The organism is Thermus thermophilus (assembly GCF_019974155.1).
Taxonomy (GTDB): domain Bacteria; phylum Deinococcota; class Deinococci; order Deinococcales; family Thermaceae; genus Thermus; species Thermus thermophilus_C.
Genome location: NZ_AP025158.1, coordinates 1,068,956 through 1,087,520, shown reverse-complemented (window position 1 = coordinate 1,087,520; position 18,565 = coordinate 1,068,956). Strand labels below are relative to the sequence as shown.

The 18,565-nt window shown below is 68.4% G+C and carries 25 protein-coding genes; 4 read left to right on the top strand and 21 right to left on the bottom strand.

The genetic code is table 11. From position 1 onward, the window contains the following. Positions 1-62 precede the first annotated feature (62 nt). The gene (locus tag TthTMY_RS05870) at positions 63-920 is read left to right on the top strand and encodes a sulfurtransferase (protein WP_096410611.1); all 858 of its coding nucleotides are present in this window, start codon (positions 63-65) and stop codon (positions 918-920) included. A 2-nt stretch (positions 921-922) separates the two neighbouring features. On the opposite strand, the gene sdaAA is transcribed toward TthTMY_RS05870, so the two are convergent. Next, the gene (gene sdaAA, locus TthTMY_RS05865; protein ID WP_096410610.1) at positions 923-1,777 is read right to left on the bottom strand and encodes an L-serine ammonia-lyase, iron-sulfur-dependent, subunit alpha; all 855 of its coding nucleotides are present in this window, start codon (positions 1,775-1,777) and stop codon (positions 923-925) included. 34 nt (positions 1,778-1,811) lie between these two features. Between sdaAA and TthTMY_RS05860 the strand changes: the two genes are divergently transcribed. Next, the gene (locus TthTMY_RS05860) at positions 1,812-2,390 is read left to right on the top strand and encodes a response regulator transcription factor (RefSeq protein WP_096410609.1); all 579 of its coding nucleotides are present in this window, start codon (positions 1,812-1,814) and stop codon (positions 2,388-2,390) included. Between the two features lie 43 nt (positions 2,391-2,433). Here the strand turns inward: TthTMY_RS05860 and rplS are convergent, their stop codons facing one another. The 14 genes from rplS to TthTMY_RS05790 all read right to left on the bottom strand — a co-directional run bounded on the left by rplS (position 2,434) and on the right by TthTMY_RS05790 (position 12,423). Beyond that, positions 2,434-2,865, bottom strand: a complete 432-nt coding sequence (gene rplS / locus TthTMY_RS05855) for a 50S ribosomal protein L19 (RefSeq protein ID WP_096410608.1) — start codon at positions 2,863-2,865, stop codon at positions 2,434-2,436. A gap of 56 nt (positions 2,866-2,921) precedes the next feature. After that, positions 2,922-3,641, bottom strand: a complete 720-nt coding sequence (gene trmD / locus TthTMY_RS05850; RefSeq protein ID WP_011173113.1) for a tRNA (guanosine(37)-N1)-methyltransferase TrmD — start codon at positions 3,639-3,641, stop codon at positions 2,922-2,924. After that, positions 3,641-4,129, bottom strand: coding sequence for a ribosome maturation factor RimM (rimM, locus tag TthTMY_RS05845; RefSeq protein WP_008632437.1), 489 nt, complete (start codon positions 4,127-4,129; stop codon positions 3,641-3,643). Before rimM ends, trmD begins: the two co-directional genes overlap by 1 nt. A 33-nt stretch (positions 4,130-4,162) precedes the next feature. Further along, positions 4,163-4,381: a KH domain-containing protein gene (locus TthTMY_RS05840; RefSeq protein WP_011173114.1), complete on the bottom strand. Its 219-nt coding sequence runs from the start codon at positions 4,379-4,381 to the stop codon at positions 4,163-4,165. A gap of 58 nt (positions 4,382-4,439) precedes the next feature. Next, positions 4,440-4,706, bottom strand: a complete 267-nt coding sequence (gene rpsP, locus TthTMY_RS05835; RefSeq protein ID WP_096410607.1) for a 30S ribosomal protein S16 — start codon at positions 4,704-4,706, stop codon at positions 4,440-4,442. 4 nt (positions 4,707-4,710) lie between these two features. After that, positions 4,711-6,015, bottom strand: a complete 1,305-nt coding sequence (gene ffh, locus TthTMY_RS05830; protein ID WP_096410606.1) for a signal recognition particle protein — start codon at positions 6,013-6,015, stop codon at positions 4,711-4,713. 97 nt (positions 6,016-6,112) lie between these two features. After that, positions 6,113-6,586 (bottom strand): PaaI family thioesterase, encoded by a 474-nt coding sequence (locus TthTMY_RS05825; RefSeq protein ID WP_223903074.1) that lies wholly within the window; start codon positions 6,584-6,586, stop codon positions 6,113-6,115. Continuing rightward, positions 6,583-7,011, bottom strand: a complete 429-nt coding sequence (locus TthTMY_RS05820; RefSeq protein WP_223903073.1) for a cobalamin B12-binding domain-containing protein — start codon at positions 7,009-7,011, stop codon at positions 6,583-6,585. The genes TthTMY_RS05825 and TthTMY_RS05820 overlap by 4 nt, the downstream gene beginning before the upstream one ends. A 1-nt stretch (position 7,012) precedes the next feature. Further along, the gene (locus tag TthTMY_RS05815) at positions 7,013-7,420 is read right to left on the bottom strand and encodes a PaaI family thioesterase (protein WP_093006271.1); all 408 of its coding nucleotides are present in this window, start codon (positions 7,418-7,420) and stop codon (positions 7,013-7,015) included. 26 nt (positions 7,421-7,446) lie between these two features. Further along, on the bottom strand, positions 7,447-9,102 hold the full coding sequence (locus TthTMY_RS05810; RefSeq protein WP_223903072.1) for an acyl-CoA mutase large subunit family protein: 1,656 nt from the start codon (positions 9,100-9,102) through the stop codon (positions 7,447-7,449). Positions 9,103-9,155: 53 nt separating this feature from the next. Beyond that, entirely contained in the window at positions 9,156-10,031 is an 876-nt protein-coding gene (locus TthTMY_RS05805) for a cation diffusion facilitator family transporter (RefSeq protein ID WP_096410605.1), read from the bottom strand. Then, the gene (gene lysS / locus TthTMY_RS05800; protein WP_096410604.1) at positions 10,032-11,510 is read right to left on the bottom strand and encodes a lysine--tRNA ligase; all 1,479 of its coding nucleotides are present in this window, start codon (positions 11,508-11,510) and stop codon (positions 10,032-10,034) included. A gap of 4 nt (positions 11,511-11,514) precedes the next feature. After that, entirely contained in the window at positions 11,515-11,985 is a 471-nt protein-coding gene (locus TthTMY_RS05795; protein ID WP_011173122.1) for a GreA/GreB family elongation factor, read from the bottom strand. Positions 11,986-12,060: 75 nt separating this feature from the next. After that, the gene (locus TthTMY_RS05790; RefSeq protein WP_096410603.1) at positions 12,061-12,423 is read right to left on the bottom strand and encodes a hypothetical protein; all 363 of its coding nucleotides are present in this window, start codon (positions 12,421-12,423) and stop codon (positions 12,061-12,063) included. Between the two features lie 55 nt (positions 12,424-12,478). On the opposite strand from TthTMY_RS05790, the gene TthTMY_RS05785 reads away from it, so the two are divergent. After that, on the top strand, positions 12,479-13,324 hold the full coding sequence (locus TthTMY_RS05785; protein ID WP_096410485.1) for a transposase: 846 nt from the start codon (positions 12,479-12,481) through the stop codon (positions 13,322-13,324). 22 nt (positions 13,325-13,346) lie between these two features. Here the strand turns inward: TthTMY_RS05785 and TthTMY_RS05780 are convergent, their stop codons facing one another. From TthTMY_RS05780 to TthTMY_RS05755, 6 genes are read right to left on the bottom strand one after another with little or no spacing between them, the layout of a single operon-like run. After that, positions 13,347-13,745, bottom strand: coding sequence for a diacylglycerol kinase (locus TthTMY_RS05780; RefSeq protein ID WP_096410601.1), 399 nt, complete (start codon positions 13,743-13,745; stop codon positions 13,347-13,349). Beyond that, the gene (gene ybeY / locus TthTMY_RS05775; RefSeq protein WP_096410600.1) at positions 13,700-14,119 is read right to left on the bottom strand and encodes an rRNA maturation RNase YbeY; all 420 of its coding nucleotides are present in this window, start codon (positions 14,117-14,119) and stop codon (positions 13,700-13,702) included. Before ybeY ends, TthTMY_RS05780 begins: the two co-directional genes overlap by 46 nt. After that, positions 14,097-15,092 carry a PhoH family protein gene (locus tag TthTMY_RS05770; protein WP_096410599.1) on the bottom strand — a complete coding sequence of 332 codons (996 nt, stop codon included), beginning with the start codon at positions 15,090-15,092 and terminating at the stop codon, positions 14,097-14,099. The genes ybeY and TthTMY_RS05770 overlap by 23 nt, the downstream gene beginning before the upstream one ends. Continuing rightward, on the bottom strand, positions 15,056-15,409 hold the full coding sequence (locus TthTMY_RS05765) for a hypothetical protein (RefSeq protein WP_096410598.1): 354 nt from the start codon (positions 15,407-15,409) through the stop codon (positions 15,056-15,058). Before TthTMY_RS05765 ends, TthTMY_RS05770 begins: the two co-directional genes overlap by 37 nt. Then, positions 15,406-16,383 (bottom strand): flotillin-like protein FloA, encoded by a 978-nt coding sequence (gene floA, locus TthTMY_RS05760; protein WP_096410597.1) that lies wholly within the window; start codon positions 16,381-16,383, stop codon positions 15,406-15,408. Before floA ends, TthTMY_RS05765 begins: the two co-directional genes overlap by 4 nt. 2 nt (positions 16,384-16,385) lie before the next feature. Further along, positions 16,386-17,648 carry an NfeD family protein gene (locus TthTMY_RS05755; protein ID WP_172844617.1) on the bottom strand — a complete coding sequence of 421 codons (1,263 nt, stop codon included), beginning with the start codon at positions 17,646-17,648 and terminating at the stop codon, positions 16,386-16,388. A gap of 62 nt (positions 17,649-17,710) precedes the next feature. Here TthTMY_RS05755 and aroE point away from each other — a divergent pair, with 62 nt between their 5' ends. Beyond that, a complete protein-coding gene (gene aroE, locus TthTMY_RS05750) occupies positions 17,711-18,502 on the top strand; it encodes a shikimate dehydrogenase (RefSeq protein ID WP_096410595.1) in 792 nt (263 codons plus the stop codon). Positions 18,503-18,565: the final 63 nt, after the last annotated feature.

Below are 18,565 nucleotides of genomic sequence, written 5' to 3'. Positions count from 1 at the left end.
ATTGTGTCCTCCGCCCTTTAATATCCACAGGCTCAAGGGTATAGTATCCCCGGAAGGTGGTTATGGGATACGCCCACCCCGAGGTTCTGGTGAGCACCGACTGGGTCCAGGAGCACCTGGAGGACCCCAAGGTACGGGTCCTCGAGGTGGACGAGGACATCCTCCTCTACGACACCGGGCACATCCCGGGGGCCCAGAAGATTGACTGGCAGCGGGACTTCTGGGACCCGGTGGTCCGGGACTTCATCAGCGAGGAGGAGTTCGCCAAGCTCATGGAAAGGCTCGGCATCTCCAACGACACCACCGTGGTCCTCTACGGGGACAAGAACAACTGGTGGGCCGCCTACGCCTTCTGGTTCTTCAAGTACAACGGCCACAAGGACGTGCGGCTCATGAACGGGGGACGGCAGAAGTGGGTGGAAGAAGGCCGCCCCCTCACCACCGAGATCCCCTCCTATCCCCCGGGGCGCTACGAGGTCCCCTACCGGGACGAGTCCATCCGGGCCTACCGGGACGACGTCCTGGAGCACATCATCAAGGTGAAAGAAGGCAAGGGCGCCCTGGTGGACGTGCGTAGCCCCCAGGAGTACCGCGGGGAGCTCACCCACATGCCCGACTACCCCCAGGAGGGGGCCCTCCGCGCCGGCCACATCCCCGGGGCGAAGAACATCCCCTGGGCCAAGGCGGTGAACCCCGACGGCACCTTCAAAAGCGCCGAGGAACTCCGGGCCCTCTACGAGCCCCTTGGGATCACCAAAGACAAGGACATCGTCGTCTACTGCCGCATCGCCGAGCGGTCCAGCCACTCCTGGTTCGTCCTCAAGTACCTCCTGGGCTACCCCCACGTGAAGAACTACGACGGCTCCTGGACCGAGTGGGGCAACCTGGTGGGGGTGCCCATCGCTAAAGGCGAGGAGTAGGGCTACGTCTTCTTCAGCGCCTCTTCCGCCAGCCTCCGGCCTGTGGGGGTGTCCGCCAAGCCCCCCAGGCCGGTTTCCTTGAGCTCCAGGGGGAGGAGGCGGCCGATGCCCGCCATAGCCAGGACCACCTCGTCGGGCGGGATCACGCTCCGGATCCCCGCAAGGGCCATGGAGGCGGCGCTCACCGCGTGGACGGCGTAGAAGCCGTTCCGCATCACGCAGGGCACCTCCACGAACCCCCCCACGGGGTCGCAGACCAGGCCCAGGGTGTTCTGCAGGGCCAAAGCCGCCGCGTGGGCCGAGGCCTCCGGGGTGCCGCCTAAAAGCTCGGTGACGGCCGCCGCGGCCATGGCGGCGCTGGAGCCGATCTCGGCCTGGCATCCCCCGCTTGCCCCGGCGATGTGGATCACCCGGCCGATCATCTTCGCTACCCCCCCGGCGAGGACCAGGGGCATGAGGAGCTCTTCGTCGGGGATCCCCAGGTGGTCCGCCACGCCCAAAAGGGCCCCGGGAAGCGTCCCGGCGCTTCCTGCCGTGGGGGCGGCCACGATCCGCCCCATGCGGGCGTTCTCCTCGTTCACGGCCATGGCGTAGGCCTGTACCCGCTTGAGAAGGGGGTCCCGCAAGGGGTCAGGGGCCTCCCAGAGGGTTTTGGCGTTCTTCCCCACCAGGCCCGCCACGCTGGGGGCATCGGAAGCGAGGCCCCGCCGCACCGAGTCCCGCATCACGGCGAGGCGCTCCCTTAGGCGCGCCAGGATCTCCTCCGCAGGCGTCCCCGTCTCCTCCACCTCCTCGGCGAGCACGTGCTCCGAGGCCCGGCCGGAAAGCTCGGCCAGCTGGTTCAGGGTAAGGGGCATGCCCTAAGTATACGCCGGGGCTTAGGATGGAGGCGTGCGCCTCCTTGTGGCGGACGACCACCCCCTCTTCCGCCTGGGGCTCAAGGTGGCCCTCGAGGCGGAGGGCCTCGAGGTGGTGGCGGAGGCGGGCACCGGGGAGGAGGCCCTGGCCCAGGCCCTGGAGAAGGCTCCCGATGCCGTCCTCCTGGACCTGCGCATGCCGGGGATGGACGGCCTCACCTGCGCCCGGCGCCTGCGGGAGATGGGCTACCGCGGCCTCGTCATCCTCCTCACCACCTACCAGGAGCCCGCCCTGCTCCTGGAGGCCCACAAGGCGGGGGCCGACGCCTATCTCTCCAAGGAGCTCTCGGCCCCGGAGCTCAAGCGGCGGCTTCTCCGGATCCGGCAGGGCGAGGAGCGGTTCACCCCCCCCGACATCCCGGCCCTCACCCCGCGGGAAGAGGAGGTGCTCCGCCTCCTGGCCGAGGGCCTTTCCACCAAGGAGATCGCCCGGGCCCTCCGCCTCTCTCCGGAGACGGTGCGGAGCCACCTGGAAAGCCTCTACGCCAAGCTGGAAGCCCGCAACCGGGTGGAGGCCCTCTCCCGGGCCCGGTCTTTGGGCTTCCTTTCCTAAGCCGAAGGAGGGCGGCCAGGCCGCCCCCCTTCCCGCGCTCCCTTTACTCCTGGGAAGCCTCGGGCTTCTGGGCCTCCTCCTTGGCGGCCCGCTCGGCGGCCCGGTCCTGGTCAATCCGCTTCCGGTCGGCCCGGAGCTTGCGGCGGATCTCCCGGTCGGAGAGGTTGCGGATGAAGTAGAGCTTAGCCCGGCGCGCGCGGCCCCGCTGGACGATTTCAATCTTCTGGATGAGGGGGGAGTGCAGGGGGAAGATGCGCTCCACGCCCACGCCGTAGCTCATCTTCCGCACGGTGAAGGTGGTGTTGAAGCCGTTGCGGCGGATGCGGATCACGATGCCCTCAAAGTCCTGGATGCGGGTGCGGTTGCCTTCCTTGACCTGGTAGGACACCCGGACGGTGTCGCCGGGACGGAACTCGGGAAGGTCCGTGCGAACGTAGCGGGACTCCACCAACTTGATGAGCGCTCCTCGGTTCATGCTCCCTCCTTCCCCAGAGGAACCCTCGGCGGGTTCATGGGCAAACAGCCCCAAGTTTACTCCTCCCGATCCATTTCCGCAAGCAAGCGGGCCTCCAAGAGGCTAAGGGGCGCCCGGGCGACGAGCTCGGGCCGCAGGGCCAGGGTGCGGCGCAAGGCCTCCTGCCGCCGCCACCTCTCCACCTCTTGATGGTGGCCCGAAAGGAGGACCTCGGGCACCCTAAGCCCCCGGAACTCGGGGGGGCGGGTGTACTGGGGGTAGTCCAGAAGGCCGCGGACGAAGGAGTCCTCCCGGTGGCTTTGCGGGTCCCCGATCACCCCGGGGACGAGGCGGGCGGTGGCCTCGAGGACCGCCAGGGCCGCCACCTCCCCTCCCATGAGGACGTAGTCCCCGATGGAGAGGATCCGGGTGGCGAAGGCCTCTACCCTGGCGTCAAACCCCTCGTAGCGGCCGGCCAGGAGGACGAGGTGCTCCTTTCCGGCGAGCTCCTCCGCCACCTTCTGCGTGAAAGGCCTCCCCGCCGGGGAGAGGAGCACCACCTCGTCCGCCGGGAGCGCCCGCTCCAGGGCCGCCACCGCCACGTCGGGACGGATCACCATCCCCGCCCCGCCGCCGTAAGGGGTGTCGTCCACCGTGCGGTGCCGGCCGAGGCCGAAGGCCCTGAGGTCCACCACCTCCACCTGGATCAGGCCCCGCTCCAGGGCCTTCTTCAGGAGGGACTCCTCCAGCCAGGGGCGGACGAGGTTGGGGAAAAGGGTGATGACGGTGTAGCGCATCAGTCAAAGAGGCCGGGGATGGGGTCCACGTGGATGCCCCCCTCCTCCACCCGCACGTAGGGGGCCTGCAGGGGCACGAGCCGCTCGGCCCGGTCCCTGAGCCTCTCCCCTACGCCCCGGATGATGAGGACGTCCTGGGCCCCGGCGTCCAGGATGTCCACCACCTCCCCCACCTGCCGCCCCTCCACGTACACGGGCAGGCCGATGAGGGCGAAGTAGTAGTACCGCCCCTCCTCCAAGGGGGGGAGGTCGGCCACCTCCGCGTAGACGCGAAGCCCCACCAGGGCCTCGGCCAGGGTGCGGTCGGTGACGCCCGCCAGGTGGACCACCAGCTCCTCCCCCACCCGGTAGAGGTCCTCAATGGCCCGCCACCCGTGGCCTTCCACGTAGACCCGTTCCAAATGGAGCACCACGGGCTCTCCCCGGAACCTAAGGCCCCCTTTCAGGGCGTAAGGGGCGCCGAACCGGCCGATCTCCACCAGGCGCATACCCTCATTATGCCGGGTCCTTCCGCCGCGGCCTCAGCGCACCTCCACGCCCACCTTGCGCTTGGCGTACGCCCGGACCACGGTGCGGAGGGACTCAATGACCCTCCCCCCTTTGCCGATGAGCCGCCCCTTGTCCTCCGGGGCGACCTCCACCAGGTAGACCGTGCCCTCCTTGCCCCTACGCACCTGAACCCGCACCGCCTCGGGGCGGTCCACCAGGTAGCGCACCAGGTACTCCACCACGTCCTTCATACGTCCATGCTAAACGAAAGGCCCCGGGGACTTCCCGGGGCCTCGGCCGGCCCTCCCCTCAGGCGCCCTCCTGGGCCTCCTGCCGAAAGACCCCCGCCTGGCGGAGGAGCCTGCGGGCGGTGTCCGTGGGCTGGGCGCCCACGGAAAGCCAGTACCGGGCCCGCTCCACGTCCACCTTGAGCCAGTCGGGCGTGGTCTTCCGGGGGTCGTAGTAGCCGATCTTCTCAATGTACTTGCCGTCCCGCTTCCTGCGGGCGTCGGCGACCACGATGCGGTAGTGGGGGTTGTGCTTGGAACCAAACCGAGCCAGACGGATCTTGACCATGCGCTTACCTCCTGAACATTCCCATGAGTCCCCGGCCCTTGCGACGCTCCAGGGACTTCATCAGGGCCTTGGCTTCCTCAAAGGCCTTGACCAGCCGGTTGACCTCCTGAACCGTGGTGCCGCTTCCTTTGGCGATGCGCCGCCTGCGGGAGGCGTTGAGGATCCGGGGGTCCTTGCGCTCCTCCGGGGTCATGGAGAGGACGATGGCCTCCAGGCGCTTGAAGGCCCGCTCGTCCACCTGGAACCCCTGGGGCAGGGCCCGGCTCACCCCGGGAAGAAGCTTTAGGAGCTCGGAGAAGGAGCCCAGCCGCTTGAGGTTCTGCATCTGCTTGAGGAAGTCCTCCAGGGTGAGCTCCTTGGCGGACTTGGGCGCCTCGGCCTCGAGGCCCGCCTGGCGCACCTTCTCCGCCAGGGTGGCCACGTCCCCCATGCCGAGGATCCTGCCCGCGAGGCGGTCGGGGTAGAAGGGCTCCAGGCCCTCCGGCCGCTCGGAAACCCCGGCGAAGTAGATGGGCTTGCCCGTGACCCGCCGCGCGGAGAGGGCCGCCCCGCCCCGGGCGTCCCCGTCCAGCTTGGTGAGGACGAGGCCCGTGACCCCCACCCGCTCGTCAAAAGCCTGGGCCACGGAGAGGGCCTCCTGGCCCGTCATGGCATCCAGGACGAGGAGGACCTCGTCGGGGCGCAGCGCCGCCTTGAGGCGCACGAGCTCCTCCATGAGGCGCTCGTCAATCTGGAGGCGGCCGGCGGTGTCCACCAGGACGAGGTCCCGCACCTCCAGGCGGGCCCGCTCCTCCACCCGCCGCCGGATGGACTCGGGGCTTTCCCCGTCCTGGACCTCGAGGACCGGCACCCCCACCTTCTCCCCCAGGACGCGGAGCTGCTCCCGCGCCGCCGGGCGCTGGGTGTCCGCCGCCACCAGTAAGGGGCGCCGCCCCTTCCCCTTGTAGTAAAGGGCGAGCTTGGCGGCGGTGGTGGTCTTCCCCGACCCCTGGAGCCCCACGAGGAACCAGACGTTCCGGTCCTTCAGCTGGGGATGCTTGGGCTCCCCGCCCAGGGCCTCCTTCAGGGCCTCGTAGACCGTGGCCAGGACCACCTCGGCCGGGGTGAGGCTCTCCAGGACCTTCCGCCCCAGGGCCCGCTCCCGCACCTCCTCCACGAAGGCCCGGGCCACCTCCAGGTTCACGTCGGCCTCAATGAGGGCGCGGCGGATCTCCCGGAGGGTCCCCTTCAGGTCCTCCTCCGTGATCCGGCCCCGGCCCCTGAGCCGGTCAATGGCCTCCTGGAGTCGCGCGGCCAGTTGCTGGAACATAAGGCTCCCCGGCCCTTAAGGCCGGGGTCCAGGATAGACCAAGGGGGTTGAGCGTGTCAACCGCAATTTTTCTGATGTGTTTACCGGGCCTCGAGGGCTAGCCCGCCCCGCCGCCGAAGCCCTCGGCGATCTGAACCAGGACCGCCTCCCCCCGGACCGTGAGCGTTCCGTCCGCGTAGAGCTCCGTCTCCACCACCACCTTCCTCCCCTTCACCTCCTTGGGCCGGCCCACGAGGCGGAGGCCCGGCCCCAGGGGGGTGGGCTTGAGGAAGTCCACCTTGAGGCTCGCGGTGACGAAGCGGAGAGGGGTGGCCTCCAGGGAAAGCCCCTCGGCCTGGGCCTTGGCCGCGGCCGCGGTGGCGGTGGAGTGGCAGTCCACCAGGGAGGCGAGAAGCCCCCCGTAGACGAAGCCGGGGATGGCGGTGTGGTAGGGGCGGGGGGTGAAGCGGGTCTCGCTCTCCCCCTTCTCCGGGTCCCAGTAGGTCTGGATGTGGAGGCCGTGGGCGTTCAGGTAGCCGCACCCGTAGCAGTGGGCCCACTCCGGGGGGTAGTAGAGCTGGATGGCCTTCATGCGAGCCCCTGGGCCTTCCAGCGCTCCGGCACCGCCTTCTTCAGGAAGTCCACGATCTCCTGGGTGCTGGTGCCGGGACCGAAGACGGCGGCCACGCCCAGCGCCTTCAGCTTGGGCACGTCCTCGTCGGGGATGATCCCCCCGCCGAAGAGGAGGATGTCCGAGGCCCCCTGCTCGTCCAAAAGGCGCTTCACCTCGCGGAAGTAGTGCATGTGGGCCCCGGAGAGGATGGAAAGCCCAATGGCGTCCACGTCCTCCTGGATGGCGGCGGAGACGATCATCTCCGGGGTCTGCCTTAGCCCCGTATAGATGACCTCCATCCCCGCGTCCCTGAGGGCCCGGGCCACCACCTTGGCCCCCCGGTCGTGGCCGTCCAGGCCCGGCTTAGCGATGAGGACCCGTATCCGCCTGTCCACGTCTGCCATTCTACCCCTCCCTTCCCAGGCTTCTCACGATGGCCAGGGTCACCGTGGCCTTGGCCACCAGGCGGTCCGTGTGCACCTCGGACTCCACCACGCTCAAGGTCCGCCCTCCCCGCAACACCTGGGCCCGGCACCGAAGGCGTTCCCCTTGGGCTGGCCGGAGCAGGTTGAGCTTGAACTCCACGGTGAGGACGGCTTCCCCCGGGGCCACCAGGGTGGTGGCCGCCGCCCCTGCGGTGTGGTCGGCCAAGGTGGCCTGCACCCCGGCGTGGACGAAGCCGTCCTGCTGCAGGTGGACTGGGCCCACGGGCATTTCCGTGAGGCACCACCCCTCCCCGGCTTCCACGAGCCTGATCCCCAGGTGGTTCACAAAAGGCGCCGTGAACACCCGTGAAAGCTCTTCCTGGTTCATGGGCGTGGATGTCCTCTTGGGGCTCCTTAGACGTAGGCCGGTTCCTGGTAGGTGCCGTAGACCTCCCGCAGCACGTCCATCATCTCCCCCAGGGTGCAGTAGGCCAGGGCGCACTCCACGAAGTGGGGCATGGTGTTCTGCCCCTCTGCCGCAGCGCGCCTTAGGCCCTGAAGGGCCTCCTCCACCCGCTTGGGGTCGCGCTCCCGGCGCACCTTGGCGAGGCGCTCCGCCTGGACCCTTTCCACCTCGGGGTCCACGAGCTGGATGGGCACCTTCAGGGGGATCTCGTCGGTGAAGGCGTTCACCCCCACGATGATCCGCTCCTTCCGCTCCACCTCCTGCTGGTAGCGGTAGCTGGCCTCGGCGAGCTCCCGGAGGAAGTACCCCTCCTCAATGGCCCGCACCACGCCCCCCATGCGGCGGATCTCCTCAATGATCTCCATGGCCTGCCGCTCCATCTCGTCGGTGAGCCACTCCACGTAGTAGCTCCCCGCCAGGGGGTCAATGGTGTGGGTGACCCCGGTCTCGTAGGCGATGATCTGCTGGGTGCGCAGGGCGATGGTGGCGCTCTCCTCCGTGGGCAGGGCCAGGGCCTCGTCGTAGGCGTCGGTGTGAAGGCTGTTGGTGCCGCCGAGGACCGCCGCCAGGGCCTGGATGGCCACCCGGGCGATGTTGTTCAGGGGCTGCTGCGCGGTGAGGGAGACCCCGGCGGTCTGGGCGTGGGTGCGGAGCATCCAGCTTTGGGGGTTCTTGGCCCCATAGCGGTAGCGCATCTCCTTGGCCCAGATGCGCCGGGCCGCCCGGAACTTGGCGATCTCCTCAAAGAAGTCGTTGTGGACGTCAAAGAAGAAGCTGATGCGGGGGGCGAACTCGTCAATGTCCAGCCCCCGCTTGAGGGCGGCCTCCACGTACTCAAACCCGTCCGCCAGGGTCCAGGCGAGCTCCTGCACCGCGGTGGAGCCCGCCTCCCGGATGTGGTAGCCGGAGACGGAGATGAAGTTCCACTTGGGGACGTTCTTGGGCCCCCACTCAAAGGTGTCAATGACCAGCTTCACGCTGGGCTCGGGGGGGAAGATGTACTCCTTCTGGGCGATGAACTCCTTGAGGATGTCGTTCTGGATCGTGCCCCCGAGCTTCTTCCAGTCGTAGCCCCGCTTCTTGGCCACCGCCAGGTACATGGCCCAGATGGCGTTGGCGGGGCTGTTGATGGTCATGGAGGTGGTGACCTCCTCGAGGTTGATCCCCTCAAAGAGGATCTCCATGTCGGCGAGGCTAGAGACCGCCACCCCGCACTTCCCCACCTCCCCCTTGGCCAGGGGGTGGTCGGAGTCGTAGCCCATGAGGGTGGGGAGGTCAAAGGCCACGCTGAGGCCCGTCTGCCCCGCCTTCAGGAGCTTCTTGAAGCGCTCGTTCGTCTGCTCGGCGGTGCCGAAGCCGGCGAACATGCGCATGGTCCAGAGCTTGGACCGGTACATGGAGCCGTAGACCCCCCGGGTGTAGGGGAACTCCCCGGGGAAGCCCCGCTTCTCCTCGTACTCGGGGTCCAAGACGCCGATGTCCTCGGGGGTGTAGAGGGGGTCGGGGGCGATGCCCGAGAGGGTGCGGTGGGCCACGGGGCGCTCGGGGATCTTCTCCAGGCTCTTCTTATAGGTCTCCCTGAGCCAGTCGTGCTTCCTGCGCATGGGGCCTCCTTTGCCCCATAGTTTACGCTTTTTTGCCGGGAAGGAAAAGAGCGTTAGGGGTTTACCCGCTTCCGCTCGCCCTCGGGCTCCACGTGGATGGTGGCCTGCAGGCCGGGAAAGGCCTGGGCCAGGGCCCCTTCCAGCTCGTCGCAGAGGCGGTGGGCCTCCTCCACGGGGGTGTCCCCCCGCACCACGAGGTGGAACTCCAGGAAGCTCCTGGGACCGGCCCTTCGGGTTCTGAGGTCGTGCACCTCGAGGGCCCGGCCCCGGATGCGCTCCTGAAGGAAGGCGCGGATGCGCTCCACCTCCTCCGGGGGAAGGCCCTCGTCCATAAGCCCCCCCACGGAGTCCCGCACGATGCGGTAGCCCAGGAAGAGGATCTGGACCGCCACCGCGAGGGCGAGGAGGGGGTCCAAGACCCAAAGGCCCGTGAGCCCGGCGAGGCCCACGCCCAGGACCACCCCCAAGGTGGTAAGGACGTCGGAGAGGACGTGGTACCCGTCGGCGGCGAGGGCGGGGGAGCGGTGGCGGCGGCCCTCCTTGAGGAGGTGGTAGGCCAGGAGGCCGTTGAGGAGGGAGGCGAGGAGGCTCACCCCAAGCCCCAAGCCCAAGCCCTCGAGGGGCACGGGGTGGAGGAGGCGGGGCAGGGCCTCCTTGGCGATCCAAAAGGCGGCCAAGACCACCAGCACCCCTTCCAGGACGGCGGAAACGTACTCGGCCTTGGTGTGGCCGAAAGGGTGGTTCTGGTCCGGCGGTTTGCGGGCGACCCGGAGGGCGAGAAGGGCGGCGAGGGCCGCGGCCACGTTCACCAGGGACTCGAGGGCGTCCGAGAGCAGGGCCACCGAACCCGTGAGAAGGTAGGCGAAGGCCTTGAGCCCCAAGACGAGGAGGGCGACGACGAGGCTCAACCGGGCGGCGTTTTCGGCCATCTAAACCCCTCCTTCCACCGCCTCCTTCTTGGGCTTGAGGAGGGGGAAGAGGAGGACGTCCCTTAGAGAGGGCTGGTCGGTGAGGAGCATGGCGAGGCGGTCTATCCCGAGGCCCAGGCCCGCCGCCGGAGGCATCCCGTACTCCAGGGCCAGGAGGAAGTCCTCGTCGGGCTCCGGGGCTTCCTCGTCCCCTTCCTTGCGGCGCCTTGCCTGCTCCAGGAAGCGCTCCCTCTGGTCCAGGGGGTCGTTGAGCTCGGAGTAACAGGGGGCAAGCTCCATCCCCCCGGCGTAGAGGTCCCAGCGCTCCACGAGGCCCGGCTTCTCCCGGTGCCGCTTGGCCAAGGGGCTGATGGCCAGGGGGAAGTCAAAGACGAAGGTGGGGTCCTGGAGCTCGGGCTCCACGTAGATGCCGAAAAGCTTGTCCAGAAGCTTATAGTTCGGCACCTGGGAAAGCTCGGGGTGGTGGGCGTCGGCCCAAAGCCTTAGGCGCTCCAGGTCTAGGGGGTCAAAGGGGAGGCCCGCCTTCTCCTTCAGGGCCTCCACGAAGGAGATGCGCTTAAAGGGCGGCTTGAAGTTCAGCACCCGCCCCTGGTAGGGGACCTCGTGGCTCCCGAAGAGGTGGAGGACGAGGCCCGAAAGGAGCTCCTCCACCAGGCCCGCCATGTCCTGGTAGTCGGCGTAGGCCCAGTAGGCCTCCAGCATGGTGAACTCGGGGTTGTGGTTGTGGTCAATGCCCTCGTTGCGGAAGTTGCGCCCGATCTCAAAGACCTTCTCGTACCCCCCGACGAGGAGGCGCTTGAGGTAGAGCTCCAGGGAGATGCGGAGGTAAAACTCGTGGTCTAGGGCGTTGTGGTAGGTCTTGAAGGGCCTGGCCTCCGCCCCGCCCGTGGTGGGCTGGAGGATGGGGGTTTCCACCTCCAAAAACCCCTTGGCCTCAAAGAAGCGCCGGATGTAGCGGACGATCTCCGAGCGGCGGCGGAAGACCTCCCGCACCTCGGGGTTGACGATGAGGTCCAGATAGCGCTGGCGGTAGCGGACCTCCTTGTCCCGGAGGCCGTGCCACTTGTCGGGGAGGGGGTGGAGGCTCTTGACCAGGGGCGTCCAGTCCAAGACCTTGACCGTCACCTCCCCCGTCTTGGTGGTGAAGGGGTGCCCCCTCACCCCCAGGATGTCCCCCACGTCCAGCTTCTTGAGGAGCTCGTACTTGGGCGTGAGGTCCCTCTGGAAGTAGAGCTGGATCCTTCCCGTCTCGTCCAGGAGGTGGGCGAAGGTCACCTTGCCCATGCGCCTCAAGGCCACGAGGCGCCCGGCCACGGCCACCTCCTCCTCCGGCCACTCGGACTCGGGGGGGGCGCCCCGCTTGGCCTTGAGGATGGCCTCGGCGCTGTGGGTCTTGGGGAAGCGGTAAGGGTAGGGAGCAAACCCCGCCTCCACCAGGGCTTCCAGGTTGAGCAGGCGCTGGCGGGTCTGGTCGTTCATGGTCTCAACCGTGGATGGCCACCACCCGGAACTCCCGCTTGCCCTTGGGGGTGTCCAGGGAGAGCACGTCCCCCACCCGGTGGCCCAAAAGGGCCTTGCCCATGGGCGAGGCGTCGGAGATCTTCATGGGCGTGTCCAGGACGTTGGCCTCCGCCGGAGAGACCACCTGGACGGAAAGCCGCTCCCCGGAAAGGGGGTCTTCCAGCTCCACCACCGAGCCCAGGCCGATGACCTCCCCGCTTCCCTCCTCCAGGATCACGGCCCGGGAGAGGATGTCCTCCAGGGAGTCAATCCGGGCCTCAATCCGGGCCTTCTCCTGCTTGGCCGCCTCGAGGCCCGAGTCGTCGTAGTCGTCGCTGGACTCCATCAGCTCCTGCAGGATCTTGGTGGCCTCCTGCAGGCGCTCCCGCTCGCGCTCCAGCTGCTGCATGAGCCGCTCGTAGCCGGCCTTGGTAAGCTTCACCTCGCGCGCCATAGGTCACCTCGCTAACCCCCACTGGCAAACGGGAGGCCGGCGGCTGCCGACCTCCGCGCGGCCCTGGGGCCTTTCTCAGGAGAGTATACCCCGAAGGAGGATCTCCCTCAAACGCCCGGGTGGGGCGTGGCTGGCGCAGCGGGCCGTGTCCTGGCAGAGGACCAGGTAGCGCAGGTGCCTCGGGTCCCCTCCCACGGTGTGGCGGAAAAACCCAGCCGCCTGCCCGGAGAGGTGGCGGTGGCAGGCCTCGCAGACCTGGGGGGTGGCGGGGCTTCCCGGGAGGGGTTCCAAGACGAGCTTGAGCTCGGGCGGGCCCTTCTCCAGGATCACCACCCGGCCCTCCCCGTCCCGGTAATAGAGGATCTCCCCTATGGGCAGGAGGTCGGGGGAGGTTCCTGGAAATAGCTCCAGGATCAGCTCCCTCTCCTCGTATTCCATACCTTCGTGTGCTACTTGATCTGGACCCCCGGGGTGTGAAAAAAGAGGGGGTGCCATGCGGCAAGATCGTGAGCACCCCCTTTACCATCTTGACGCAGAGACCCTTCTCGTGGCTATCTACGTCTGGGTAGATGACGAACTGAAAGCCCTGCAGGCCCAAGGATTCAAGCTCCCCCCAAAGCAAAAGCACCAGAAGGCCACCCTGGCCGAGCTCTTGACCCTCGCCATCTTCGTCCTGTTGCAAGGCCAGGACCTCGCCAAAGGCTACCTGGCCGCCAAGACCACCCTCAAGGCCTACTTCCCCTCCCTCCCCCACCTCTCCCGCTTCTACCGGGTCCTTCAGAAGGCTCAGGGGTTGTTGGCTCACCTGGCCATAAGGCTCTCCGGAGGGCAAGGTCTTCTGCAGGTGGTGGACCTCAAACCCATCCCCCTGGCCCACGGCCACCGGATTCACGGCTTGGACCTTCCTGAGGCCGCTGTGGGGGTGGGCCCCCTGGGGGCTTTCGCGGGCTACGTTCTCATGCCGGTGATGAACGAGCGCGGCCTCTTTTTTCGTTGGGCTATCCTCCCCGGGAATGCCCGGGAGACCTGGGGGAGGGACCTGCTGGACGGTCTGCCCGCGGTCTTGGGGGACCGGGGCTTTCGCTGGGTCCAGGGGGTCAAGACGCCACCCTATCGGGTCAGGGGAGGAACGGTGGTGGAGACGGGATGGAAAGAGTGGATGGGGAGGGTACGGAACTGGATTGAGACGCGGTTTAGCGTGATGGTGCGGTCTTTGGGGCTTCATCGGATAGAAGCGCGGTCCTACTGGGGGCTGGTGGCCCGGGTGAATCTCATCCTGCTCGTTCACAACCTCATACGTAGCCGGGTGCTTCTCAGGATGGCCGGGGTGGAGCTATGAGGTAGCACACGAAGGCATATCCCTAGCTTAGCCCAAACCGGGCCCAAAGGGCGGGGAGAAAGAGGTAGACCCCGAGGCCGAGGGCGAAAAGGCTCGCCAGGAAGACGGCCGCCGCGGCGGTGTCCTTGGCCCGCTTGGCCAAGGGATGGTAGACGGGGCTTGCCAGGTCGGTGAGGGCCTCGAGGGCCGTGTTGACAAGCTCCAAGGAAAGGACCAGGGCGGCCACGAGGAGGATGGGCACGAGGTCCACCCCAAGCCAAAGGCCAAGCCCCAGGGCAAAGAGGCCCAAGGCCACCTCCACCCGGAAGTTCCGCTGGACCCGCCAGGCGTAGGCGAGGCCCTCCCACGCGTAGCCGAAGGACCGGAGAACCCCTTTTAGAGGGCGAGGATCCTCTCTTGGACGCGGCGGAACCCCTCCCAATCCTCCTCCTCCCGGTGGTCGTGGCCGAGGAGGTGCCAAAGCCCGTGGGCGGCGAGGACCAGGACCTCCTCTTCCAAGGAGGCCCCCCGGGCCTCGGCCTGCCTCCTCGCGGTGTCCAGGCTGATCCAGATGTCCCCGAGGTGGGGGGGAACGAAGGGGTCCCCCGGCTCGTAGTGGGGGAAGGAGAGGACGTCCGTGGCCTCGTCCTCCCCCCACCACTCCCGCTTCAGGGCCCGCATTCTCCGGTCCCCGGTGAGGATCACGGTGACCCCCTTGTCCCCCACGCCGAGCTCCTCCATGAGGGCGGCCAGGGCCCGCCTAAGCCTGGGGACGAGCCCCCGGGGAGGGCGCTTATTGCGCACCACCTCCACCACGCTCCGCCTCCTCGTAGGCCTTGATGATGCGGGCCACCAGGGGGTGGCGCACCACGTCCGACTCCTTGAAGTAGACGAAGGCGATCCCCTCTATGCCCTTGAGGATGCGGACGGCCTCCACCAGGCCGGACCGCTGGTGCTTGGGCAGGTCAATCTGGGTCACGTCCCCCGTGATGACCATCTTGGAGGAGAAGCCCATGCGGGTGAGGAACATCTTCATCTGTTCTGGGGTGGTGTTCTGGGCCTCGTCCAGGATGATGAAGGCATCATTCAAAGTTCTTCCACGCATAAAGGCCAAAGGCGCCACCTCAATGATCCCCGACTGCAGGTACTGCTCAAACCGCTCCGCGTCAATCATGTCAAAGAGGGCGTCGTAGAGGGGTCTGAGGTAGGGGTCCACCTTGGCCTGGATGTCCCCCGGCAGAAAGCCCAGCTTCTCTCCCGCCTCCACCGCCGGGCGGGTGAGGACGATGCGCTTCACCCGGCGCGCCCGAAGGTGGCTCACGGCCATGGCCACGGCCAGGTAGGTCTTCCCCGTGCCCGCGGGGCCGATGCCGAAGGTGATGTCGTGCCGGGCGATGGCCTCCACGTACCGCTTCTGCCCCGGGGTTTTGGGGCGCAGGCGGCCCGGGAGCTGGAGCTCCAACTCGGGCTCGGTGGCCTGGTAAAGCCCCTCCCCTTCCGCCGCCAGGCGGACCGCCTGCTCCAGCGTGGCCTCGTCCAGCTCCGCTCCCTGGCGCAGGAGGGCGAGGAGGTCCCGGAGGGCCCTCTCCGCCTTCTCCACGGCCTCGGGAGGCCCCAAGACCTCCACCTGCTCCCCCCGGGAGACGAGGCGGACCTCGTCCCCCAGGTAGGTCCGGAAGAGGCTCCGCAAGCGCTTCAGGTTGCGGTCGGCCTGGCCCAGAAAGGCCAGGGCCTCCTCGCTTCCCAGGGGGATCACAACCCTTTGGGCTTCTTCAGGATTTCGTGCCATATCATTCCCTGGACCACGTCCTTGGCGCGGGTGCCAAGCCGCCTGCCTTTGGGCCGCTCGGGCGCCTCCTCGAAAGGCGCCCCAGGCTCCGCCTCCCGGAGGCCCACTTCCGGTGGCCTGGGGGGTGTGGCCTGGAGCACCTCCAGGGAGGACTCAGGCCACCGCGGAGGGGGCGGGGGGGGCGGGGGCGCCTCGGCCTCCCCCTCCACGGGAAAGGGGAGGTCGGGCGGGGGGTTCCGGCGGAAAAGCCCCTGGAGGGCCGGAAGGACGATGAAGAAGAAGACGAAGAGGAGGCCCAAAAGGTCGTCTAAGCTCATTCCTCACCCTCGGGCTTCGCCGCGCGGCTGATGGACTCCCGCATATCCGTGTCGGCCTCAATGTTCTTCAGGCGGTAGTAGTCCATCACCCCAAGGTGGCCTTTTCTCAACGCCTCCGCCAGGGCCAGGGGCACCTGGGCCTGGGCCTCCACCAGCTTGGCCCGCATGGCCTCCACCAGGGCGCGGTTTTCCTGCTCGGCGGCCACGGCCATGGCCCGGCGCTCCTCGGCCTTGGCCTGGGCGATCTTCTTGTCGGCCTCCGCCTGGTCAATCTGGAGCTGGGCGCCGATGTTCTTGCCCACGTCCACGTCGGCGATGTCCACGGAGAGGATCTCAAAGGCGGTGCCCGCGTCCAGGCCCTTTTCCAGCACGGTCTTGGAGATGCGGTCGGGGTTCTCCAGGACCTCCTTGTGGGAGTTGGCGCTGCCGATGGTGGTGACGATGCCTTCCCCCACCCGGGCGATGATCGTCTCCTCCCCCGCCCCGCCCACCAGGCGGTCAATGTTGGCCCGCACCGTGACCCGGGCGGTGGCGAGGAGCTGGATCCCGTCCTTGGCCACCGCGGCCACCATGGGGGTCTGGATGACCTTGGGGTTCACGCTGACCCGCACCGCCTCCAGGACGTCCCGGCCCGCGAGGTCTATGGCCGCCGCCCGGTCAAAGGTGAGCTTGATCCCCGCCTTGTCGGCGGCGATGAGGGCGTCCACCACCCGGTCCACGTTCCCCCCGGCCAGGTAGTGGGCCTCGAGGCGGTCCAGCCTCACGTCCAGCCCCGCCTTGGTGGCCTTGATGAGGGGGTAGATGATCTTGGCCGGGGGGACGCGCCTTAGGCGCATGGCCACCAGGGTGAGGAGGGGGACCCTGACCCCCGCCGCCCAGGCCGAGATCCAAAGCCCCACCGGGATGAAGCTGAAGAAGAGGAAGACGAGAAGCAGGACGACCGCCGCCAGGAAAACGATGCCCAGTCCTTCCATAGCTACTCCTCCAACGGTTCCACCACGACCGTTATGCCCCGGACCTCCACCACGCGCACCGGGGTCCCCTTGGGGATGAACCCCCGGTTCGCCACCACGTCCACCCGCTTGGCCCCGAAGCGGGCCACGCCCCCGGGCCTTAGGTCCGTGAGGGCGGTCCCCACCGCCCCCACCTCCACCGCCTCCTCGGTGGCGTGCCCCTGGATGGCGCTTTCCAGGACCAAGGCCTGGGCGGGCCTCGTCCGCGGGAGGTAGCGGAAGACCAGCACCAGGCCGAGCCCCAAGGCGATCACGGCCACGGAGAGGACGAGGAGGGCGTTCTCCCCGAAGGTGAAGTAGACGGAGGCCAGGATGCTCCCCACCCCCAAGACCCCGGCGATGCCGAAGCCCGGGAAGAGGAAGACCTCCACGAGGAGGAGGGCGACCCCGAGGAGGAAGAGGAGGAGCTCAAAGGCTCCGGAAAGCCCCGCAAGCCACCCCCCGGCGAAGTAGAGGGCGAGGAAGGCCAGCCCCAGGGCCCCCGCCACCCCAAACCCCGGGGTGAAGAGCTCCACCAGAAGGAGGAGAAGCCCCAAGGCGAGGAGGAGGCCCGCCACGGTGGAGCTCGTGAGAAAGCGGGCCACCTGGACGCGGGGGCCCGGGGCGAGCCGCTCCACCTCAGGGCTGAAGCCCGCGGCCTGAAGGGCCTCGGAGAGGCTCGCCGCCTTGAGGTCGGCCACCTTGAGCTCCACCGCCTTGTCGGCGGAGAGGGTCAAGGGCTCCCCCTTGGCGGAAAGGCCGGGGACCTCGAGGTTCGGGTCCACCATGGCCTCGGCGAGCTCCACGGGCCGCCCCCGGGCCTCGGCCACGGCCCGGAACTTCCCCTTGAGGGCGGAGATCACCTTTTGGTCCGCGGCCTGGGGCTCCTGGAAGGGCAGGGCCACCACGGGGAGGGCGGCCCCGATCTCCGAGCCCGGGAGCATGACGATCTGGCGGCAGGAGAGGGCGATGAGGGCCCCGGCGGAGAAGGCGTTCTGGACGATGGCCAGGGTGGGGAGGGGGGTCTGGAGGATGCGGTCGGAGATGCGGATGGCCGCGTCCACCCGCCCTCCCGGGGTGTCTATGAGGAAGGCCACGCCGCTCGCCCCTTCCCGCTCCGCCCGGGCGAGGGCCTGCTCCACGAAGACCGCCAAGGCGGGATCAATCTCCCCTTGTATGGGCACGAGGTAGGTCTTCCCCAGGGCCAGGGGGAGGAGGAGGAGGATCAAAGCCCAAAGCCTTTTCACCGTCCTTATTCTATAGGCCCGTGGGGAAAAAGTGTGCCCCAAGCCGCGCTATCCTTAAGGGGATGCTGCGCTTCGCCGTGCTGGGCCACCCCGTGGCCCACTCCCTCTCCCCCGCCATGCACGCCTTCGCCCTGGAAAGCCTGGGGCTTGAGGGCAGGTACGAGGCCTGGGAAACCCCCTTGGAGGCCTTGCCCGGGCGCCTAAAGGAGGTGCGTCGGGCCTTCCGGGGGGTCAACCTCACCCTCCCCCTGAAGGAGGCGGCCCTGGCCCACCTGGACTGGGCCTCCCCCGAGGCCCAAAGGATCGGGGCGGTGAACACCGTCCTCCAGGTGGAGGGAAGGCTTTTCGGCTTCAACACCGACGCCCCGGGCTTCCTCGAGGCCCTGAAGGCGGGGGGGATCCCCCTAAAAGGCCCCGCCCTGGTCCTGGGAGCGGGGGGGGCGGGCCGGGCCGTGGCCTTCGCCCTGAAGGAGGCGGGCCTCGAGGTCTGGGTCTGGAACCGCACCCCAAAGCGGGCCCTCGCCCTGGCGGAGGAATTCGGCCTCAGGGCCGTGCCCCTGGAGAGGGCGAAGGAGGCCCGGCTCCTCGTGAACGCCACCAGCGTGGGGCTCGGCGACCCCGGGGCCACCCCCTTGCCGCCGGAACTCCTCCCGGAGGAGGGGGCGGCGGTGGACCTCGTCTACCGCCCCCTCTGGACCCGGTTTCTGCGGGAGGCCAAGGAGCGGGGCCTGAAGGTCCAGACCGGCCTTCCCATGCTCGCCTGGCAGGGGGCTTTGGCCTTCCGCATCTGGACGGGCCTCCTCCCGGACCCCTGGGGGATGGAGGAGGCGGCCCTTAGGGCCTTGGGGGTTTAAGTACCCCGCGCTGGCTTGCGCCAGAGCGGGGGCCCCAAAAGAGGCTTCGCAGAGCCCTACCTC

What these genes read in the sequence shown, in the direction of transcription:
- TthTMY_RS05765 (WP_096410598.1), bottom strand. Translation starts at nt 15,409, where the DNA reads ATGAGCTTAGACGACCTTTTGGGCCTCCTCTTCGTCTTCTTCTTCATC.
- trmD (WP_011173113.1), bottom strand. Translation starts at nt 3,641, where the DNA reads ATGCGCTACACCGTCATCACCCTTTTCCCCAACCTCGTCCGCCCCTGG.
- TthTMY_RS05820 (WP_223903073.1), bottom strand. Translation starts at nt 7,011, where the DNA reads ATGGCAGACGTGGACAGGCGGATACGGGTCCTCATCGCTAAGCCGGGC.
- TthTMY_RS05840 (WP_011173114.1), bottom strand. Translation starts at nt 4,381, where the DNA reads ATGAAGGACGTGGTGGAGTACCTGGTGCGCTACCTGGTGGACCGCCCC.
- TthTMY_RS05805 (WP_096410605.1), bottom strand. Translation starts at nt 10,031, where the DNA reads ATGGCCGAAAACGCCGCCCGGTTGAGCCTCGTCGTCGCCCTCCTCGTC.
- TthTMY_RS05770 (WP_096410599.1), bottom strand. Translation starts at nt 15,092, where the DNA reads ATGGCACGAAATCCTGAAGAAGCCCAAAGGGTTGTGATCCCCCTGGGA.
- rimM (WP_008632437.1), bottom strand. Translation starts at nt 4,129, where the DNA reads ATGCGCCTGGTGGAGATCGGCCGGTTCGGCGCCCCTTACGCCCTGAAA.
- TthTMY_RS05815 (WP_093006271.1), bottom strand. Translation starts at nt 7,420, where the DNA reads ATGAACCAGGAAGAGCTTTCACGGGTGTTCACGGCGCCTTTTGTGAAC.
- ffh (WP_096410606.1), bottom strand. Translation starts at nt 6,015, where the DNA reads ATGTTCCAGCAACTGGCCGCGCGACTCCAGGAGGCCATTGACCGGCTC.
- TthTMY_RS05870 (WP_096410611.1), top strand. Translation starts at nt 63, where the DNA reads ATGGGATACGCCCACCCCGAGGTTCTGGTGAGCACCGACTGGGTCCAG.
- lysS (WP_096410604.1), bottom strand. Translation starts at nt 11,510, where the DNA reads ATGAACGACCAGACCCGCCAGCGCCTGCTCAACCTGGAAGCCCTGGTG.
- TthTMY_RS05785 (WP_096410485.1), top strand. Translation starts at nt 12,479, where the DNA reads ATGCGGCAAGATCGTGAGCACCCCCTTTACCATCTTGACGCAGAGACC.
- rplS (WP_096410608.1), bottom strand. Translation starts at nt 2,865, where the DNA reads ATGAACCGAGGAGCGCTCATCAAGTTGGTGGAGTCCCGCTACGTTCGC.
- floA (WP_096410597.1), bottom strand. Translation starts at nt 16,383, where the DNA reads ATGGAAGGACTGGGCATCGTTTTCCTGGCGGCGGTCGTCCTGCTTCTC.
- TthTMY_RS05825 (WP_223903074.1), bottom strand. Translation starts at nt 6,586, where the DNA reads ATGAAGGCCATCCAGCTCTACTACCCCCCGGAGTGGGCCCACTGCTAC.
- rpsP (WP_096410607.1), bottom strand. Translation starts at nt 4,706, where the DNA reads ATGGTCAAGATCCGTCTGGCTCGGTTTGGTTCCAAGCACAACCCCCAC.
- TthTMY_RS05810 (WP_223903072.1), bottom strand. Translation starts at nt 9,102, where the DNA reads ATGCGCAGGAAGCACGACTGGCTCAGGGAGACCTATAAGAAGAGCCTG.
- TthTMY_RS05795 (WP_011173122.1), bottom strand. Translation starts at nt 11,985, where the DNA reads ATGGCGCGCGAGGTGAAGCTTACCAAGGCCGGCTACGAGCGGCTCATG.
- aroE (WP_096410595.1), top strand. Translation starts at nt 17,711, where the DNA reads ATGCTGCGCTTCGCCGTGCTGGGCCACCCCGTGGCCCACTCCCTCTCC.
- sdaAA (WP_096410610.1), bottom strand. Translation starts at nt 1,777, where the DNA reads ATGCCCCTTACCCTGAACCAGCTGGCCGAGCTTTCCGGCCGGGCCTCG.
- TthTMY_RS05790 (WP_096410603.1), bottom strand. Translation starts at nt 12,423, where the DNA reads ATGGAATACGAGGAGAGGGAGCTGATCCTGGAGCTATTTCCAGGAACC.